The organism is Acinetobacter sp. 231_lipA, assembly GCF_058243005.1.
In genome coordinates this window covers 2,471,125-2,491,101 of the sequence record NZ_JBZAYU010000001.1, presented here as the reverse complement: position 1 = coordinate 2,491,101, position 19,977 = coordinate 2,471,125, and the positions used below count along the sequence as shown (strand labels likewise).

Below are 19,977 nucleotides of genomic sequence, written 5' to 3'. Positions count from 1 at the left end.
GTATAATCTTTGACTTTCAAAGTTTAAAATTTTAGGACAGTTTCCATGCGCGCGAGTCGCTTTTTATTTGCAACGTTAAGAGAAACCCCAAATGACGCAGAAGTGATTTCACATCAACTAATGCTACGTGCTGGGATGATTCGTAAATTGGCTTCAGGTTTATATACTTGGCTGCCGATGGGCGTTCGCGTATTAAATAAAGTTGCAGCGATCGTTCATGAAGAAATGAACAATGCGGGTTCACTAGAAGTCCTGATGCCCGTAACTCAGCCAGCGTCTTTATGGGAAGAATCTGGTCGCTATGTCCAATACGGCCCTGAATTGCTTCGTTTCAAAGACCGCCATGGCAACCCTTTCGTACTTGGTCCTACCCACGAAGAAGTCATTACCGATCTTGCGCGCAATGAACTCAAAAGCTATAAACAATTGCCTGCAAACTTCTATCAAGTACAAACCAAATTCCGTGATGAAATTCGTCCACGTTTCGGTGTAATGCGTTCACGTGAATTTATTATGAAAGATGCTTATTCTTTCCACGCAAACCAAGAATCACTGCAAGAAACCTATGACATCATGTACGGCGCGTACTGCAAAATCTTTAGCCGTTTAGGTTTAGATTTCCGTCCAGTACAAGCCGATACAGGTTCAATTGGTGGTTCAGGCTCACATGAATTCCACGTGTTAGCATCAAGTGGTGAAGATGATATCGCCTTCTCGACTGAATCTGACTATGCGGCAAATATTGAAATGGCTGAGGCTGTTTTAGTCGGTGAACGTGCAGCGCCAACCAAAGCTTTAGAAGTGGTCGATACACCAAATCAAAAAACCATTGCAGATGTCTCTAACTTCTTAAAATCTGATCCTGCACACTCTGTAAAAGCTTTGTTAGTGCAAGGTATTGCAACCGAAGAAGGCCAAGCAACACCGGTAGTGGCATTGTTTTTACGTGGCGATCATGAGCTGAATGAAATTAAAGCGGAGAAGCATCCAAGCATTGCATCACCATTAACTTTTGCAACAGAAGAACAACTTGCTGCACTGGGTTTAACCGCTGGTTTCTGCGGACCACAAGGCTTGGTAGAAAAAGGCTTAACGGTCATTGTCGACCGTGCTGCATCGGTACTGTCTGACTTTGTTGCGGGTGCAAATGAGGTTGATAAACACGTGACTGGTCTAAACTGGGAACGTGATGCACAGTTCACCGAAGTTTATGACTTACGTAATGTGGTTGAGGGTGATCCGTCTCCAGACGGTAAAGGTACGCTGCAAATTAAACGTGGTATCGAAGTTGGGCATATTTTCCAACTCGGTCAAAAGTATTCAGAAGCTTTGGGTTGTAAAGTTTTAGGTGAAGATGGTAAGCCATTTACTGTAACCATGGGTTGTTACGGTATTGGTGTAACACGTGTAGTTGCCTCTGCAATTGAGCAAAACTTTGACGAAAAAGGCATTATTTGGCCTATGGCAATTGCACCGTTTGAAGTTGCCATTGTGCCTATGAATGCACATAAGTCTCCACGTACTTTAGAAGCAGCTGAAGCACTGTATGCTGAACTTACGACAGCAGGTTATGATGTTTTACTGGATGATCGTAACGAACGTCCAGGCGTGAAATTCTCAGACCTTGAGCTTACTGGGATTCCTCACCGTATTGTGATTGGTGAGAAAGGCTTAGATGCTGGTACTTTTGAATATAAAGGCCGTCGTGATGCTGAATCTGTAAATATTTCTAAAGAAGAGTTGTTGGCGAAAATTGCAAAATAATTCATTTTAGAATAAAAAATCCCGCGTATATCGCGGGATTTTTTATTCGATCACGTATCTAGCAGAATTTTAAACCACCATAGCAGTTCGATCGAAAGTTTTGCCCTTGTAAGCTTAAATTAGTCAGTGGAAAATCCAAAGTCGTCGTATTCATTGGAACATTCCCAACAACTAAGGCAGAACCACCGACACATCCTGTTAAAAGATTACCGCAATTTCGAGGATTGTCCGTTAGATCTTTATTAATACCCGCAATGGTTTGTTTTAAGACTTCATTGGTAATTGCCACTTTGGTCGTTGGGCTTAAGCTACCCAGTTCGACTTCATCTTCCATTGCCAGCCACCAACCTTTATTCGCACCAACCGCAGCACCCGTCCATAGAATATCTTGGGACTGCAAGGATAATGATGCTGGGTTGTTTAAATACAGTGCATGAATTAAGCCTAAACTTTGGTTCACAGTGATATCTGTTTTAAGCCCAGTAATATTGCCGGACACCTGTTTATCTAAGTTTAAAAAACCGAGTACTTTAGCTGTTAATTGTCCACTAAAATCAATTTGCCCAACAGTACCCGTCCCTTTTAAAGTTACATCCTTCATTCGAGTCCCCGACACAACTGTCGAATTAATCGTAAAAGGCGCTGTAGTTGAAGATAGATTTAAATTATAAGTATCAGACGTATATGAAATATCATAACAAGGGTCTAAAAAACCACCTACACAAGTTGTCCCAGAACTACTTCCGAGTAATCGCCCTTGCACAATACCATTCATAGTTAATCCTGTATCCGCAAAGGTCATGCTACGAGCTGCTGTCACTGCAGTACCAGATGCAGTTTTGGTTTTCATATATCCACTAAAGGTATTAATTCCATTGGGTATCGCATTATTATTTGCATCTACATCATTATTGGTACCTAATGTCATCAAGCCTTTAATCTTTTCAGCACTCACACGAAAGCCTAACACCTCACGTGTTGCAGCTGAAGTCGGATTTTTAATCGCAAACTGAATAAATGGATTTGTGATTAATGCCGAAGTTGCTGCACGCTGATCCGATGTATAGTTCGCATCATCAGGTAGTCCACTTAAAGAAATATGATCGATATCACAACTGTTGGCACGAATCGCATTGTTTTCACCGCCACATCCGAGTTGGAGCCTTTTAATATTGGCATTCAGTTCCAATTCTGCACTTAGGGCCAGCTTATAAAAACCAATGTTTGATTGGTTATATGTTTTCCCTTGTGCATCGGTTGTATTTGTCCCCTGCTGGAACTCTAGGTTCATCAAAGATTGACCTTCAACTTCTGACAACTCCTCGTCATTTAAAGCGGTCATCGCATAACTTTGACTCAAGCCTAATGTTGCTGTGATTAGAATTGAAATTAAAGACTTATTCATTTTATTTATTCCTTGTCATTCTTTTTAGCGCGGCGTAATACCTAATGTGCTACGCATAGCCCCACCCGTAATGGCAATATCTGCAACCTTCTGCATGGTACCCGTTGGAGACAATGCAACTTCCGTTCTAAAGGCAGTTCCTTGTCCACCTGCTAATGCCTTATGGTTAAATTGCACTTGATTGTCTATGACAACTGAGTCCTTTTGCATATGAATTTTTCCATTCAAACCTAAGTGACCTTGCATTTTGTTTAAGTTAAAACTTGAGGTTTTTGTTGTTGTTCCATTGCTATCGGTGTTACTTAAACTAATAAAACTTCCTTTTTTACTTTCATTACTCAGGTCTGTGCTACTCAACGTATTAAACTCAAAATTGGATTTAAATGACAAATAGTTGCTTTGTGGTGTCCCGCCTACAGCCTCAAGCCCTGGAATAATAAAGAGTTCACCTTTACCATCCAACATAAAAGCAATCGATGCGAGAACATCATCTTTTTTGGCAAAGTTATTAATCGGTACGACTTCTTTGGCACAACTATTTACCCCTGCTGGACAATTATATAGTGCACCCGGAAGCTGCCCGATTGCGATTTCCGCATTGGCAGCAAACAATAAGCTATCGGCTTTGATATAGATTTCATTTTCATTAAAACCAATCACACCATTGGCTTTAAAATATGAATCAATATTACGTAAGCCTGTATAGTAGTTAACTTCTTCGCCATGCTTACTCATCGCACCATCAATGACGATAATAGACGTTGTTTTAGGGTTGCCTTGACTATCTTCACCATAACCATCAGTTGATACTGCGATGTCATAACCCAACCCATCCTTCACTGTTCCAGCGGTATTGGTATATTTCTTGGCAAAAAATGCTGCATTGGCATTTAGGTTATAAATTGGAATACCTAAGCCCCATGTCCCTTCGTTAGTATTGTTTACCGCAATAGAATTATCTGAAATAAAGCGAGCTTTACCTGCAATGGCTTGAAAATCGAGTCCACGTACAGCAATAAAAGCCATATTTGAAGCATTGCCCGTTGGTGATGGGTTATAAATCAACTCATAGTTTTGCGCACCCAATATCGTCTTAATTTGGTCATTGACTACAAAACCCATTGAGTTGGTGCGAATGTTATTGATATAAATCTGGCCAAAATCAATATAGGCATTTTGACTGTTTATTGCTGAATTGGGGTCAGTGGAAGTACGTACATTGAGCGGTGATAAATTTGAAAACTCGATGGCGTAACTGCCTGTACCAGTGTGTCCTAATTCAAACGTTGTTGGTGTGCTAGCACCAAGCAAACTATTCCCTGCACGGGTAAAGTCAGCCGATACATTTAAATGTAAGCCGCCAGCATTCTTAAAACCATAACCTGCAGATGCAACCACCTCATTTTCTTGAACATTACCGTTAACACGGTTGACCGTATTAAACTTAGCAACACCAGTCTGGTCAGCATTTAATGCGATCTTGCCATTGGTTAAAGCACCTGATGCCCCTATCCGAATTAAGTTTCGATGAGTCGAGTTTGCTGAGCCATAACGTAAATCAACGTTTAACCCCGGATTTGTGGCATTGCCTACACGGCTGTCATGTACATCTGTCTTATCTTCCACTCGACCTAAAACAACAATATTATCGCCAACACTACCCTTTGAGGTGAGAACTACACCTTCCGTTTCATCGATATAGAGATATCCATCAGCAGATAAATTGAAGTTGAAATCTTTTAAGGTTAAATCTTGATTATTTTGTCCATAACTAATACTAGCATTCTGCAATTTAAAATCTAAATGCACCTTTGAGTCACGGTTAAACAGACCATTCGTCGTTGCTAAGTACACTTCAAAAGGTGAAATAGTTGAAAGCTTAATACTTCCTAAATTTTGATCCGTTTCACCCGTTGCACAATTTGGTGAACACATCAGCATGATTTGGGCAGCCGTTGCGGTAAAAGGTGACACACTGGCAGAGAGCTGAATGCCGACCCCTTGCGTACCATTGGCTAATTGTGTTGTTCCCACATCAAAATCGAGTTTGGTTTTAATGTTGTTATAACCAGTTGCCGTTTTCATTTCAATATTATGCAAACCCAGTTTTATCGGTGTTTTTCCGACTTCCGCAGGATCGACCCAATTCAATTGTTTAATTTCAACTTTTGAAGCTTCATGGGTAATTGAAATACCATCTTGACCCGTTACATCACTTAAAATCTGATCATTCAAAGCTTGTAATGCATAACTTTGATTCGCTGCACAAATACACAGTGTCAGAAGGTTTAGTTTTATTATTTTATGCATCTCAATATCCTTTTGAAACTATATGTCTAACAGCGGCTACCCGCAGTGCCCGAACAGTTATAGCTAAAGATTTTTAGATTTCCATCCAGATGTAAGTTTCCGTGAACATTTAAGCCCATAAAACCTTGTTCCTGACCTTTATCAAAAGTGGGTACAGTTTTACTCGTACCATAACTGTTATACGTTGAGGTATTGAAATATCCATTTTCACCACTTTCTACTGAAAGGCTGGCAAAACCTAAGTTTCTAATTTTAAGGGGTTTATCATCGAAAAACTTTAACATCATCGCAGTTTGTGGCTTACCTTCTTTATTCAGAATTGTGGTACCTTCCAGCGAAAATTTATCAATTTGCATGGTGCCTTGGAACTGCTTGAAAACCAGCCATTTTCGTTGCCCATTTTCCTTATGATTATTTGGAGAAATAGCGATACGACACAGTTCTAATAAAGCGCAATCTTGATTTGCACGCATTTGATAATAGGCTTCAGTGACAATAGCTCGCCCATTTGCATCTACACCATTGATCCTAGAGATCGTATTTAAACTCATATCATTGGCATATTGGTGGTTGATCGATAGGGTTAAGCTCAAATCTGCACCGCCCTGTCCAGTCACACCGACCAGTTCCTTATTATCCAAATCTACCAAACCCGCTTGAGACAACATGGATACCGACATCAACATGGTTACACATAATTTTTTCATCATGTCAGTATCCTATAACCCTGTGGTCTTAATTTTTAAGTGTTGGATCAATACACCATCTATAGCAACTGACCCTAAATTTACAGGAACTGCTGTTCCAATCCCGCGGAATACCACACCAGTTGACTGTGTTGCCGTATTGGCTTTAAGCGTATTGGTGGTCGGATCTCGTGTCACGCTACCAATCGAAATACTGCTATGTGTTGCGTTATTTCCTTGGTATTGAATCGCAGTACTCCCTGCCCCCGTTTGAACAAAATTCGAACCACAATAGGCCACATTACATGTTGATCCTTTATAGTCAGCATTGTTTCCACCCTGTACATCTGGGTAGTAGGTATAAATCTGCTTATAAATCTCAGGCACATTCGGAATACGCGTGACTTCGAGAATAATATTGCGTCCTTCCGAACCTACAACAAAAGGCTGATACATATTACCCAAGACCAAGTTAATATTTGGGCTGTATAAATAAAGTCCCTCGCTGGCATCAAAAATTGGAGCCAATGAACGATCTAGTGCAGGTGTGACTGCCGTACCGTCGTTGGTCGCAGCTGTGCTCAGACGAAGGACTTTAGCATTCAATAGCGCTTTATTTGCGTCATCGTTGGCATAGACCAATCCAGATGGATCATCATTGGTATTGATCCGAAGTAAGGCTGCCATCCCAAAGGTTTTATTTTTCTGGTCTAAGGTAGATGCTTGAGTTTGAAACATACGCACCTGTGAGCCATTTAAACTCAACCCATTGGCAACGGCCTGTAAACGTATTCTTTGATTTAAATTTAAATCAAGATCTGCTGCCGCGTTGGTTGTTGTTGGCGCACCAGTGATAGGGTCCACTTTATTTTGGGAATTCCAACTTCGTGAAAAAGCATCCCACCATAAACCTAATTTAATATTATTATCTGCGTCACTGGCTAGAACGGTCGCTAAAGGGGCTTCCAGCCCTAGAAAACTCACATCTGAACTTGCATTCGCTTGATGAAACTGTTTAATCCCCGTGGCTGTGCCAGCGCGAAATAACCAAGGGTTAACATCGTTTCCCCATGTAAAGCCCTGATTGCTGAAACGACTATTGGCATTATTATCAGACCGTGAAAGTGCTAAACCATAAATAAAGATGTCCGCTTTGGTTCGTTTCGTGGTCAGATCATCGGCATTGGTATATTTGGAGTAGTTCTCACCCACAGGAATAATACGAATAAAGCCCGTGTCGTATTGTTGTGGATTGGCCACGCCACGGTTATAACTAGAAGCCGTGGAGAGATCATTAGCCCCTTGAAACACCATCTTGAAGTTTTCAGGAAGTAACGCAATGCCTTCACCTGTAGTATCCGCTAGATATTCATCGGAAAGTGACTCAAGGGCAAATGTAGGCTGCGCAAGCATGAGTCCGACAAGACTAGCTAAACAGGATTTTTTCAATCCTGCGGGATATATACGATTCGTCATCTCGACCATCCTTATTATTCGATGCTCCGCATCTTTATGTACTACATCCTTTGCTTGGCATTTTACTCTGCGCACTATAATTTTTATTTGCGTCAACCAAAGCACTCTAATTCACAATTGATTATGCTGAAACTCAGCACAAATGCAAAACCAACTGTCCGATAATATTTATTTTCCGATGAATGAATTGCCATAAAAAAAGCGGATCAATGATCCGCTTTTTTTAATATCAAAAACTTAGGTCTTCGGTAAAGTCACACCTGTTTGACCTTGGTACTTACCACCACGGTCTTTATACGATGTTTCACACACTTCGTCAGATTCGAAGAACAACATTTGTGCAACACCCTCACCTGCATAAATACGTGCAGGAAGATTGGTTGTGTTCGAGAACTCTAAAGTAACATGACCTTCCCACTCAGGCTCAAGTGGTGTGACGTTTACGATAATACCGCAACGTGCATAGGTCGATTTACCCAAACACACAGTCAACACATTACGTGGAATACGGAAATACTCAACGGTACGTGCTAAAGCAAATGAGTTCGGCGGAATAATACAAACATCAGCTTCAATGTCGATAAAACTTTTATCATCAAAGTTTTTTGGATCGACAATTGCCGAGTGAACATTGGTAAAAACTTTAAACTCACGTGCACAACGAACATCATAACCATAGCTCGACACGCCATAAGAAATGAGTTTTTGACCATTTTCATCTAAACGAACTTGGTTTTCTGCATACGGTTCGATCATGCCGTGTTTTTCGCTCATTTCGCGAATCCAACGATCGGACTTAATAGCCATTTATTCTTTCCAAAAAGCTTAATTTCAATAATTGCGTTGTACTTTAACTGAAATCGCTTTCAATGAAAATAAGCGCGTTTAAGTTCGCAAAATTTCTGTCTTTAATTACTAAATTAAAAACTTAAAATCGCAGAATAGCTCAGTGGAATCGAAAAACTCATCAAGACCAGCGACGCTGTTTTTTGCAGGTTAGATTGGTTCAGCCAGCGAATTTTATTGCTCGCTAAAATTGACCCGATAAAAGTCCAAAAGAAAGCAATTGGAACAATTAACACCAAAAACAGCGACATATGTGACAGATAATAATCCAGTTTTGTCCACGCAATGGTTGGGAAAATGGCTGAAGAAAACAATAATGCTTTAGGGTTCAATAATGTTGCCAAAAATAGTTCACGCGCCCGAATAGTCGGTTGATTAAAACTCACTTCAGCATCGGCTGTACGCCATAATTTGATGGCCAAATAAATGATATAGCTTGCGCTGAACAGTTTTAAAATAGTCGGCAATAAAGGCAAGTGTACGGACACTTTTCCAATAAGGAAGCCCCATGCCGTGATTGAAATGAGATAGCCAAAAGCTTCTGCTGGAATGAGACGCAAAGATTTACGAATACCGACTTGAATGCCCGAAGAGGCAAGTAAGGTATTGGTCGGTCCTGGAGTTAAAAGAATGGTTATCACTAAACCAATAAAAAACCAAGTGACCATATTCACAGACCCACATATACATAGCTATAAGCGTAATGACTTGCCTTGCTGAAAGCAATCAAATTTAGTGAACCGTGATAACAGTTTTTTTAATTTTCTAGGACTTACGCATTGACGGATTCAAAAAAGTATTAAAATACTTTATAAAGTATCTGTGATCAGACGAATTAAACATGCTTCTACAGCAACTTGTACATTACCCATTTATATGGGCTTTCTCATGACAGAACCGAACTCTATTAGCTGCACACAACTTGCCGAGACTTATAACATCTCGCATGATAGTGTAAATCGCTTTCTAGAACGTGAAGACTACACACCTCACGACCTATATCAAGAAGCAATTCAACATATTGATAATAATAAACTTATAGTCAGTATTGATGATACTGTTTTAGATAAACCCTATAGTCAACATATGGACTTGGTTAGCTATTTTTGGTCAGGCAAACACCACCGATCCGTCAAGGGTATTAATCTCATTACCTTGTATGCGACAGATCAGAATGGTCAAAATATTCCAATTAATTTCCGAATTTATGACAAATCTGAAAGTAAAACCAAGAATGATTACTTTATGGATATGTTAAGTGAAGTACTCAGTTGGGGTGCAAAGATTCAATTTATTACAGGTGATAGTTGGTATTCATCGACTGGAAATCTAAAAACCATAAGAAAATATGGTATTCGATTTATGTTTGGTATCGACTGTAACCGTAAGGTTTCCCCAGAAAAAGGACAATGGTTTCAACTGCGTTTATTGCCAAATTTCCATCAGGGTCAAGTGGTCTGGCTCAAAGATTTTGGCTTTGTACAATTATTTAAGACTCAGTTAAAAGAACAGCAGAGGTTTTATATTGTGCATCAAGATGAAGATGATTTATTGTCCTTTGAGGGTTTTCATGAATTACATTCAAGTCATTGGAAAATAGAGCAATATCACCGGGTGATTAAACAGGTTTGTCATATTGAAAAGTTTCAAGTAAGACGATCTAAACTGATTTTGAATCATATTTTTTCAGCCTTGATGGCCTACGTCGAGATACAAAAGAACCAGTTTGAGCGGATCTTTGAAAATGTATATCGTTGGCAGAAGAAATTATTTAGACCAGTTATCAAAAACTTCATTGATGACTTTATTCTCGATAAAAATCATCTGCTACCACAGAGAATCTATAAATAATAGTGCGTAAGTCCTATTTTCATTCAATACTTAACATAAATACCGTATAAGACCCTTACCCAATCTAGCATTCATAAAAATGACGCCACATGCTTTATTCTTTTTTCAAATCAATGATTTTATAAATCAAATAGACATGCCTAATGAAAAAAAACTATTCAAATGATTTTTAATCAGTTACTTTTTAAAACATGCGTATTTTTATTCATCAATCTGATCACGCAAAGTCAAGGATAAAAGAGCCAAGTGAATGGCTTTGAAGATAATAAAACGAGGAAAAGTATATGAAAAAATGGACTCAACTCACGCTACTTTCAATTGCACTTGCGGGTCTAGGAGCATGCTCAAGTGACAATAAAACCGCAACTTCAGGCGATGCTCAAACTGAAACCAGTGCACAAGCATCCGACAAACTCCAAAGTAAATTTGTCAACATAGCGACAGGTGGTGCATCTGGGCCGTATAACGTGATTGGCACCAGTTTGGCTGAAATTTATAATAAAACCTACGGTGTAAATTCAAAAACCCAAACCACAGGCGCATCGGTAGAAAATCTTAACTTACTCAAACAGAAAAAAGTTGAAATGGCTTTTGTCATGAGTGACAGCTTAACCGAAGCACTGAATGGCACAGGTAGTTTTGCCAGTGGGAAAATTGATAATGTCCAACAAGTGGCGGCACTTTACCCCAACTATGTGCAAATTGTGGCATCAAAAAAATCAGGCATTAAAAAGCTTGAAGACTTAAAAGGTAAGCGTATTGCTGTCGGTGCCCAAAACTCAGGGGTTGAAGTTAATGCGCGCACCCTCTTAAATGGTTTTGGTATTACTTACAATGACGTGAAGGTCGACTATCTAGGCTATGCTGAAGCCGCGGATGCTTTAAAGGGTGGAAAAATTGATGCTGCATTCTTAACCAGTGGTATCCCCAACTCATCCTTGATGGAACTGCAACAAGGTTTCGATTTACAACTGGTCGGGATTGATCCGGCGAAAGTGAAACAAATCGCCAAAAACCAAACTTATTTCCTATCTCTGAATATTCCGAAAGGCACTTATGGTAATGCAGAAGATATTCCAACTGCGGCCATTATGAACGCTTTAGTGGTACGTTCCGATCTTTCTGAAGATGATGTCTATAAACTGACCAAAACCTTCTTTGATAGTTTAGGACAATTGGCCAACTCACATCAGGCAGCGACAGAAATTAATCTGGAAACGGCTCAAAAAGGCGTGGTTGCTCCGCTACACCCTGGGGCTAAGCGTTATTACGACGAACTCGCAGCGAAAAAATGAAGCTGAAAAAAGGTGCAGTGATTACTGCACTTTTTCTACTCGGTTTATGCGGGCTGTTGTTCTTACCTGTTCGCTATAGCGAAGTAACTGTTGCTCAAATGCAGTGCCGAATTTCAACAGCACAATTTAGTTTGCAGTGGAAACATTCAGTTGAAAAAACCCGTTGGATTGAAAACTATCAACAGGAGCAACAGCACTTTATATTGCGCTACACCGACCTGATTTCTTTCGGTGCAGGCACACCGAATGACTACCCCATCATCTTTCAAAAAGACGGTATGGTCAGAATGAAAGTTAATCGGCGCATTGATCAAATCAACTGGATCATTTCCAAGAATATGCAAGGCAGTATCATCATTCACCAGAGCGTCTGGCCCATTTTTCAACAATATCCAGATTACACCTTGGTGCAAATTACAGCACAACAACAGCCCTTGTGGAAAGCATGGCAGATCGGAGAATGCCGATGACTCAAAATGAAGAAAAAGTTGTCCCGGAACAATTAGATGAGCAGCAACAACAAGCCATTTTAGAAAAATTTGATCGTGAGTCAGTGACTCGTTCCCCAAGCAACAAATCTGTGGCATGGTTCATAGCGGCGATTGCTATTTTCTATTCCTTATTTCATTTATTTATTACCTTTAATCCACTACCCGAACTGATTCAACGTTCCGCCCATGTCGCTATTGGTTTGGTTTTGATCTTTCTACTTTATCCTGCGCGTCAGTCCAGTTCACGACAAAGCATCCCTTGGTTGGATTGGTTACTTGCCTTAGCCTCTTTAGCAACCTTTTTATACCTTTGGAAAGAATATCAAGCCATTATGACCACGCGTGGGGGTATTCCAAACACTTTAGATATTGTTTTTGCCATTTTAGCCGTGGTGCTGGTGGTTGAAGGCGCTCGGCGGGTTATGGGATGGATGCTGCCTATTTTAGGTTTAGCTTTTCTGTCTTACCCGTTTTTTAGCCACTATGACTGGGTCCCTGATCGTTTATTGACGCGTCCATATAGTATTAGTGATATTTTCGGGCAAATGTATTTAAAAACCGAAGGACTTTATTCTTCCGCAATCGGTGCTTCAGTCACTTTCATTTTTCTGTTTATTTTGTTTGGTGCTTTCCTGGCGAAATCAGGCATGGGCAAATTGTTTAATGATCTTGCGATGGCACTTGCGGGACATAAACAAGGTGGCCCTGCAAAAGTTGCTGTCATTTCCAGTGGATTTATGGGCAGTATTAATGGCACAGCGGTGGCCAATGTCGTAGGTACTGGTTCATTCACCATTCCCCTGATGAAAAAAATTGGCTACCACAAAAATTTTGCAGGTGCTGTTGAAGCCAGCGCTTCTGTAGGTGGACAAATTTTACCCCCTGTGATGGGAGCCAGTGCCTTCATTATGGCTGAAACCACGGGTGTCAGTTATGGCACCATTGCCCTTGCAGCCACCCTTCCAGCTTTGCTGTACTATTTAGGCGTGATGGCGCAGGTTCATTTCCGTGCTGGTAAAGACAATTTAAAAGGTGTACCGAAAGCGGATTTGCCACGGGTTAAAGATGTACTAAAGCAGCGAGGGCACTTGCTTATTCCGATCGTGGCTTTGGTATTTTTCCTCTTTCAATCCATTCCTGTCAGTTATGCCGCGGTCTACACCATTGTCTTAACTGTGATTGTAGCGAGTTTCCGAAAATCGACCCGTATGGGCTTCAAAGAAATATTAGAAGCGCTCGCCGATGGTGCAAAACAATCCCTTTCAGTCATGGCAGCCTGTGCTGTGGTGGGGATTATTATTGGTGTAGTGAGCCTGACCAGCTTTGGCTCTGTCATGACCTCCTCGATTATGAGCATCGGTGCAGGCAGCCTATTTTTAACGCTGTTCTTTACCATGATTGCATCGATGATTTTAGGTATGGGACTTCCTTCGATTCCAGCCTATATCATTACCGCGACTATGGCTGCACCTGCTTTGGCAAACTTTGATATTCCCACGCTGGTGGCGCATATGTTTGTGTTCTACTTTGGTCTTTTTGCCAATATTACTCCCCCTGTCGCCTTAGCCGCCTTTGCAGGTGCGGGAATCGCAGGGGGCGACCCAATGCGTACGGGCTTCCAAGCCTTGAAACTTTCTTTAGCGGGTTTCATTGTCCCGTTCCTGTTCGTCTATAACCCTGCCATGCTGATGATTGATACAGCCAATGTCGCAGTCAACGCACGTGAATTTGCTTTTCCTGCATGGACAACTATTGTGAGTATTGTCTTTACCTCAGTAGTCGGTATTTTGGCGCTGGGTGCTGCAGTTGAAGGTTACTTTAAAGTTGGTTTGAACTGGTTCTGGCGAATTTTCTTAGGTGCAGGTGCTTTATGTATGATTATCCCTGAAACTGTGACTGATATTATTGGGATTGTGATGGTGGTGATCGCCATCAGCATTAATATTATGCAAGCCAAAAAACAAAATCAGTCCTATTCACTGTCCTAAAAAAGCAAAAAAAAAGCCCAGCTTAATGTGTTGGGCTTTTTTTCATTTATGGCTGATTTAGAAAATACGGGTCTGGTCTTTTTCAGCCTGAGGCAGTGCGGCTGCAATTTTTTCAGCAATTTGCATATAGCTGTCTGCTGCACTGTCTTCCACTAAAACAGAAGGCTTGCCCGCATCCGCATTTTCACGTATTTGTACATTTAAAGGTAAACGTCCCAACAGAGGAATAGCATATTGCTCCGACAGTTGATCACCGCCGCCTGTACCAAAAATTTGCTCTTCAAATCCACAATTTGAGCAAATATGGGTCGACATATTTTCCACTACACCCATGACTGGAATGTGTACGCGATTAAATAGCTCAATGCCTTTGGTCGCATCCATAAGTGCCACATTTTGCGGTGTGGTTACAATCACCGCACCTGTCACAGGAATACGCTGCGCAAGGGTCAACTGAATATCGCCTGTACCTGGTGGCATATCAATCATCAACACATCTAAATCAGGCCATAAGGTTTGATTGAACAACTGCATCAATGCCCCTGTCGCTTTCGGCCCACGCCAAGCCACAGGAGTATTATGATCACCTGTTAAATGCCCAATCGATAACACTGCCAAACCATAGGCATCTAAGGGTACAAAATTTTCCGCTTCAATCATCGGCGTTTTGCCCGCATTGCCCAACATGGTCGGAATACTTGGACCGTAAATGTCCGCATCTAAGACACCAACTTTTAAGCCTAGCTTTTGCAAAGCAAGTGCAAGGTTTACCGTGGTAGTGGATTTGCCCACGCCCCCCTTGCCCGAGGACACCAAAATCACATTTTGAATACGCGAATGCTTCGGCACATCACGTTGTTGTGGCGCTGCTTTTTGAATCGGTGGATTGTTTGGATCAGTTTCAACGGGTTGTGCAACTGCTTTGGGTGCTGAGCCTGAAGCATCAACCACTGGGGGTAAATTGCTTTTCGGTGCAGCCTCTTTTGCTTGGCTTGAACAGCTTTCACCTTCAGCATGCTGATGTCCACAGCCACCGGACTTTTCTTTATGTCCCGTTTTTTGTTGAATCACATGCATGTTTAATTCTTTGATACCGCATGCTTCAAGCGCAACCGCCAAATCATCATGAATCTTTTGTAAATCATCGGCTTCGGCAGGAAAAGTATTGATGGTAATTTGCAGAATATTGCCCTGCACATTCACTTGAGTAATGCGGTCTTTCAACGCATGGTTTGAATTGGGCAAGATATAGTTTTGCAGTACTGTTTGGATTTCTTCTTCCTTTACCTCCTGCGCAGGAGAAAAAACTGATTTAAGAGAAGAAAGCCACGACATATATGTACTCCAAATTCGAGTATTCAGCTGAATGCTATAGTTTAACCACAAAACGAACTTAGGTTAAGTTCAGTATTTATGGATTATGCCATGAAATTTAGTATTCCTAGCTTTTTAGTTGGTTTTATACGCTGAATATCAAAGGGCGAAGCTTAGTCGCTTAAGCTAACTAAAAAAATAAAATCGGTGAATTGGATCCTATTTTAACGTAAAGAATTGTAAGTACAATCCAATCTCCCCATTTAAGGTGATGTTATTGCATAGCAAAATATCTATATTCTATTGTTCTATCTTGACGCGATTTGGGGAGAAAAAAATGAAACTTTGGGCCGTGGTTGTTTTGGCTTGCACCATATCTAGCTTTAGTTTTGCAGACACGTCAACCAATTCATTTAAAACCCCTGCGGGTCAAACGGTGACTATCGGTGATCAAGTTCAAGACATGCAGAAAAAAATCGATTTATCGCCGATTTCTATGTCCTCTACCCCAATCAGCAGTGCACCGAATAGCCCACTTGAAACGGTATATGTATATGAAATTGCAAACTATCGTTACACCATCCGCACCGTAAACAATCAAATTCAGAGCATCATGTGGTTTAACTTGGACGCAGACCCTGCACTCAGTACACAGTCTACGCCATAGTATTAGCGAACATTTAAGGCCGACATTCGCGGTTTCGGACGGATTAAGCTTGGTCGTCTTTTTTAAACTTTTGCAGTGTTTCTGTGGCTTTCTTTTTCAACTCGTCAAACTTTTCAGTGGCTTGCACCTTAAATTCTTCCAGTTTAATTTCAGCCTCATGCTTTAACTCAGTGGCTTTAAGTTTCGCCTCATCCAGTTTATGCCCTGCTTCAACTTTAAAGTGATCCAATTTCTCCTGTGCGACTTGTTTCGCATGCTCGGCTTTGGCTTGTGCAGACTCCAACTTTTGCTCAAAAGCTGCATCGCCTTCGGCTTTACTTTCTGCTGCGTTCTGCTTTAAGTCAGTCAGCTGCTTTTCAGCATCAAGCTTGGCTTCTGTAGCCTGATGTTTGACATCTTCCAGCACTTTCTCGCCTTCGAGTTTTGCCGCTTGAGCTTTCAACTTCAAGTCTTCACCCAACTCAGTCGCTTTGGTTTTTAAATCATCGAGTTTATTGTCATTCGTCATGTTACAACCCTCTTTCGTATTTAAAATTTTGCTTAACTCAGAGTTATACCTTGCTTTTTAAGTGCTGACCTCATTTGCATCATTTGGAAACAATAGCTGTACAGGATGCAGCAATTTAAACGCCATCCTGTACCACTACACGGAAGAAACTAACGCTTTAAAGTACTGATAAAACTGATGACTGCAAACAACCAAATAAACAGAATGAAACTGCGGGCTTGAGTGAAATGGGTCACATCTGCACCGTGTACCATATTATGACGGCTGGCAGTGACACTTGAACTCGCATCCATTTTCAAGGCTTCAAGGCTCAGAAAATACGGATTGATTTCACTGGCAATTTTGACTTTATGCCATAGGCTTTTGACTTCATGGCCTTTCAAGCCTGGTACAATTTTATAGACATCGACAAACTTGGTTTGATTTTGCTGTAAATAACCATGCTCAATCAACGCATCAGTCAAAATTCCTTCAATTTGACCATAAAGAACCGTAATACAACCTGCATAACACTGCTGTTGATACAGTTTTAAGGTTTCTTCAATCACGCTGCGGCGTTGGGCTTGGAATGCCCCCAAATCCATCGCGTCGTAAGCGTCAAGCAAAGTCGCTTGAAAATAGTCTGTTTGGATTAAATTAGGCAGCTGAAACTTAGTCATATCAGCTTCTTTTTCATTGGCCGTTTGCCAGAAAAACAACAAATTGAGCACGTCATTGGCCATTGGTTCATCACTTTCATACTCAAGCTGATCGGCCATTATTGCAAAGTACGGGTCTTCAGACTCGAGCTGACGGAGCGACTCAACCAATTGTGCATGAGCTTGACTACCCATTGAAGCAAGATATTGTTCAGCTTGTTGTAAAAGTCGATTGCCCAGTAGTTTAGTCGCTTGTGGATTTTGCGGAATTCGGGTCACGGGTTGGTCGAAATCAAAATCATCATCGATCATGGACGGCATACTCTTAAAAACGGGCTGAATGTACGTATTATCGCTGTTAATGGCGCATGAATATAGAGAAAATATGCATTAGTTTTAAGCTCCATGACTTGAGTTCTGAACAATCCCTTCAATCTTTCATTAAAAGATGAACAAGCTGCTTTAGACCATGCATTTCCCATGATTTTTTCAGTATTTTGCTCAAATTAGCGATGGATGCTCAATCTAGCGATCAATTCCTATGGGCTTTAGTCTCATTTGAAAACTTTTCACCGATTCACTTGTGCAAGTCGCGGCTATCTAAGGTAAAATCGTTGACCTTATATAAAATACGAATGAGAGAGTCATATCCGTGCGTAATATTTTAGTCACTAACGCCCTACCATACGCCAATGGCCCCATCCATATGGGACACTTACTCGGTTATATCCAAGCAGATATTTGGGTTCGTGCCATGCGTGCAATGGGACACGATGTGACTTATGTATGTGCGGATGATGCTCACGGTACAGCCATCATGCTACGTGCCGAAGCCAATGGTATTTCACCTGAAGATCAGATCGCCAATGTACAAAAAGAACACATCCGTGATTTTGACGGTTTCGGTGTGCATTTCGACCATTATGATTCAACCCATAGCGATGAAAACCGCTCTCGTGCCTCTGAAATTTATGTGAAAAACCGTGAAGCAGGTAATATTGCAATCCGTCCTGTCAACCAGCTTTTTGACCCTGAAAAAGGCATGTTCTTATCGGATCGTTTCATTAAAGGCACGTGTCCGAAATGTAAATCGGAAGATCAATATGGCGACGCGTGTGAAGTCTGCGGGACAACATACAATGCGACTGAGCTTTTAAATCCGAAATCGACTTTGAGTGGTGCGACGCCTGTAGAAAAATCTTCAGATCATTACTTCTTTAAACTGCCGAATTTCTCAGAATATTTGCAAAAATGGACGCGTGACCAAGGTCGCTTACCTGTCTCAATTGCCAACAAACTGGATGAATGGTTTGAAGCGGGTCTATCCGATTGGGATATTTCACGTGATGCGCCGTATTTCGGTTTTGAAATTCCAGATGCGCCAAACAAATATTTCTATGTTTGGGTAGACGCACCAATTGGTTATATGTCGAGTTTTGAAAACTACATTAAAGCTAAACGTCCTGATTTAAGTTTTGACGACTTTTGGAAGAAAGACTCTGACAAAGAAGTCTATCACTTCATTGGTAAAGACATCGTTTACTTCCATGCCCTGTTCTGGCCTGCAATGCTAGAAGGTGCAAACTACCGTACGCCATCAGGTTTATTCGTTAATGGTTTCTTGACTGTAAATGGTCAGAAGATGTCGAAGTCTCGCGGGACATTCATCAAAGCTGAAACGTATTTAGAACACTTAAACCCTGAATATTTACGTTACTACTTCGCGTCTAAACTGTCTGATAAAGTTGAAGACTCTGACTTAAACTTGGATGATTTCGTTCAAAAGGTAAACTCAGATTTGATTGGTAAAGTGGTCAACATTGCCAGCCGTTGTGCAAAATTCATCAACACCAAGTTTGATCATAAATTATCAGCAACTTGTGCAGAGCCTGAATTGGTACAAAGCTTTATTGATGCAGGCGACTCAATTGCGAAAGCCTATGAAGCACGTGAGTTCTCTGCTGCGATTCGTGAAATCATGGCGCTTGCAGACAAAGCCAACCAATATATCGATGAGAAAAAACCTTGGGCTTTAGCGAAAGTTGAAGGCGAAGAGCAACAAGTACACGATGTATGTTCTGTCGGTATTAACCTCTTCCGTCAATTGGCTGTGTACCTTGCGCCTGTACTTCCGACTTTAGCGGCTCAAGTGCAAGAGTTCTTAAAACTAGACCGCTTTGACTTTGCTTCTGCTCAAACGGCATTGGTGGATCATGAAATTGCATTGTTCCAACCGTTAATGCAACGTGTAGACCCGAAAGCAGTTGCTGCAATGGTCGATGCATCTAAAGACTCTTTAGCGGCTGCGGCTGAACCTGTAAAAGTTGAGAAAAAGAAAGAGAAAAAAACTGCACCTGCGAAAGTTGAACCTAAAGTAGGTGAAGCAGAGATCATTGGCATTGAAGACTTTATGAAAGTTGACCTACGTGTCGCTGAAGTTTTGGAAGCTGCAATGGTAGAAGGTTCGGACAAACTGCTTCAGTTAACTTTAAATGTCGGTGAAGCTGAACCACGTAACGTGTTTAGCGGTATTCGTGAGTTCTACCAACCAGAAGACCTTAAAGGTAAATTGGTGGTGATGGTCGCTAACCTTGCACCGCGTAAGATGCGTTTTGGTATTTCAAACGGTATGGTTTTAGCTGCGGGTAATGGCGAAGGTGTTTGGGTGATTTCACCTGAATCTGGTGCTAAAGCTGGTGATAAAGTGTCTTAAGATTTAGATCTTAGATGAAAAAAGC

The 19,977-nt window shown here is 41.2% G+C and carries 16 protein-coding genes; 7 read left to right on the top strand and 9 right to left on the bottom strand.

Annotated elements, in window-relative coordinates; all coding sequences use genetic code 11:
* Positions 1 to 45 precede the first annotated feature (45 nt).
* Positions 46 to 1,764: a proline--tRNA ligase gene (locus tag AC4CUX_RS12210; protein ID WP_490792429.1), complete on the top strand. Its 1,719-nt coding sequence runs from the start codon at positions 46 to 48 to the stop codon at positions 1,762 to 1,764.
* A 58-nt stretch (positions 1,765 to 1,822) separates the two neighbouring features.
* On the opposite strand, the gene AC4CUX_RS12205 is transcribed toward AC4CUX_RS12210, so the two are convergent.
* The 6 genes from AC4CUX_RS12205 to AC4CUX_RS12180 form a co-directional block, all read right to left on the bottom strand.
* Positions 1,823 to 3,169 carry a hypothetical protein gene (locus AC4CUX_RS12205; protein WP_490792428.1) on the bottom strand — a complete coding sequence of 449 codons (1,347 nt, stop codon included), beginning with the start codon at positions 3,167 to 3,169 and terminating at the stop codon, positions 1,823 to 1,825.
* Between the two features lie 24 nt (positions 3,170 to 3,193).
* Positions 3,194 to 5,479 (bottom strand): DUF6160 family protein, encoded by a 2,286-nt coding sequence (locus tag AC4CUX_RS12200; RefSeq protein ID WP_490792427.1) that lies wholly within the window; start codon positions 5,477 to 5,479, stop codon positions 3,194 to 3,196.
* Positions 5,480 to 5,505: 26 nt separating this feature from the next.
* Entirely contained in the window at positions 5,506 to 6,189 is a 684-nt protein-coding gene (locus AC4CUX_RS12195) for a hypothetical protein (RefSeq protein WP_114837864.1), read from the bottom strand.
* A 9-nt stretch (positions 6,190 to 6,198) separates the two neighbouring features.
* Entirely contained in the window at positions 6,199 to 7,641 is a 1,443-nt protein-coding gene (locus tag AC4CUX_RS12190; RefSeq protein ID WP_490792426.1) for a hypothetical protein, read from the bottom strand.
* 237 nt (positions 7,642 to 7,878) lie between these two features.
* A complete protein-coding gene (gene dcd / locus AC4CUX_RS12185) occupies positions 7,879 to 8,448 on the bottom strand; it encodes a dCTP deaminase (RefSeq protein WP_004694514.1) in 570 nt (189 codons plus the stop codon).
* Positions 8,449 to 8,561: 113 nt separating this feature from the next.
* The gene (locus AC4CUX_RS12180; RefSeq protein ID WP_279045471.1) at positions 8,562 to 9,155 is read right to left on the bottom strand and encodes a LysE family translocator; all 594 of its coding nucleotides are present in this window, start codon (positions 9,153 to 9,155) and stop codon (positions 8,562 to 8,564) included.
* Between the two features lie 154 nt (positions 9,156 to 9,309).
* Between AC4CUX_RS12180 and AC4CUX_RS12175 the strand changes: the two genes are divergently transcribed.
* The 4 genes from AC4CUX_RS12175 (at position 9,310) to AC4CUX_RS12160 (ending at position 14,112) form a co-directional block, all read left to right on the top strand.
* Positions 9,310 to 10,338, top strand: a complete 1,029-nt coding sequence (locus AC4CUX_RS12175; protein ID WP_007116247.1) for an IS701 family transposase — start codon at positions 9,310 to 9,312, stop codon at positions 10,336 to 10,338.
* Between the two features lie 284 nt (positions 10,339 to 10,622).
* Positions 10,623 to 11,633 (top strand): TAXI family TRAP transporter solute-binding subunit, encoded by a 1,011-nt coding sequence (locus AC4CUX_RS12170; RefSeq protein ID WP_279045149.1) that lies wholly within the window; start codon positions 10,623 to 10,625, stop codon positions 11,631 to 11,633.
* A complete protein-coding gene (locus tag AC4CUX_RS12165) occupies positions 11,630 to 12,103 on the top strand; it encodes a DUF1850 domain-containing protein (RefSeq protein ID WP_279045148.1) in 474 nt (157 codons plus the stop codon). The genes AC4CUX_RS12170 and AC4CUX_RS12165 overlap by 4 nt, the downstream gene beginning before the upstream one ends.
* Positions 12,100 to 14,112 carry a TRAP transporter permease gene (locus AC4CUX_RS12160; RefSeq protein ID WP_078425388.1) on the top strand — a complete coding sequence of 671 codons (2,013 nt, stop codon included), beginning with the start codon at positions 12,100 to 12,102 and terminating at the stop codon, positions 14,110 to 14,112. The genes AC4CUX_RS12165 and AC4CUX_RS12160 overlap by 4 nt, the downstream gene beginning before the upstream one ends.
* A 57-nt stretch (positions 14,113 to 14,169) precedes the next feature.
* Here the strand turns inward: AC4CUX_RS12160 and apbC are convergent, their stop codons facing one another.
* Positions 14,170 to 15,447 carry an iron-sulfur cluster carrier protein ApbC gene (gene apbC, locus AC4CUX_RS12155; RefSeq protein WP_490792425.1) on the bottom strand — a complete coding sequence of 426 codons (1,278 nt, stop codon included), beginning with the start codon at positions 15,445 to 15,447 and terminating at the stop codon, positions 14,170 to 14,172.
* Between the two features lie 316 nt (positions 15,448 to 15,763).
* Between apbC and AC4CUX_RS12150 the strand changes: the two genes are divergently transcribed.
* Positions 15,764 to 16,093: a hypothetical protein gene (locus AC4CUX_RS12150; RefSeq protein ID WP_004694526.1), complete on the top strand. Its 330-nt coding sequence runs from the start codon at positions 15,764 to 15,766 to the stop codon at positions 16,091 to 16,093.
* A gap of 43 nt (positions 16,094 to 16,136) precedes the next feature.
* Here the strand turns inward: AC4CUX_RS12150 and AC4CUX_RS12145 are convergent, their stop codons facing one another.
* Both AC4CUX_RS12145 and AC4CUX_RS12140 read right to left on the bottom strand, forming a co-directional pair.
* Positions 16,137 to 16,601, bottom strand: a complete 465-nt coding sequence (locus AC4CUX_RS12145; RefSeq protein ID WP_004981189.1) for a hypothetical protein — start codon at positions 16,599 to 16,601, stop codon at positions 16,137 to 16,139.
* Between the two features lie 149 nt (positions 16,602 to 16,750).
* Positions 16,751 to 17,551, bottom strand: coding sequence for a hypothetical protein (locus AC4CUX_RS12140; protein ID WP_279045144.1), 801 nt, complete (start codon positions 17,549 to 17,551; stop codon positions 16,751 to 16,753).
* Positions 17,552 to 17,891: 340 nt separating this feature from the next.
* Here AC4CUX_RS12140 and metG point away from each other — a divergent pair, with 340 nt between their 5' ends.
* Positions 17,892 to 19,952 carry a methionine--tRNA ligase gene (gene metG, locus AC4CUX_RS12135; RefSeq protein ID WP_279045142.1) on the top strand — a complete coding sequence of 687 codons (2,061 nt, stop codon included), beginning with the start codon at positions 17,892 to 17,894 and terminating at the stop codon, positions 19,950 to 19,952.
* Positions 19,953 to 19,977: the final 25 nt, after the last annotated feature.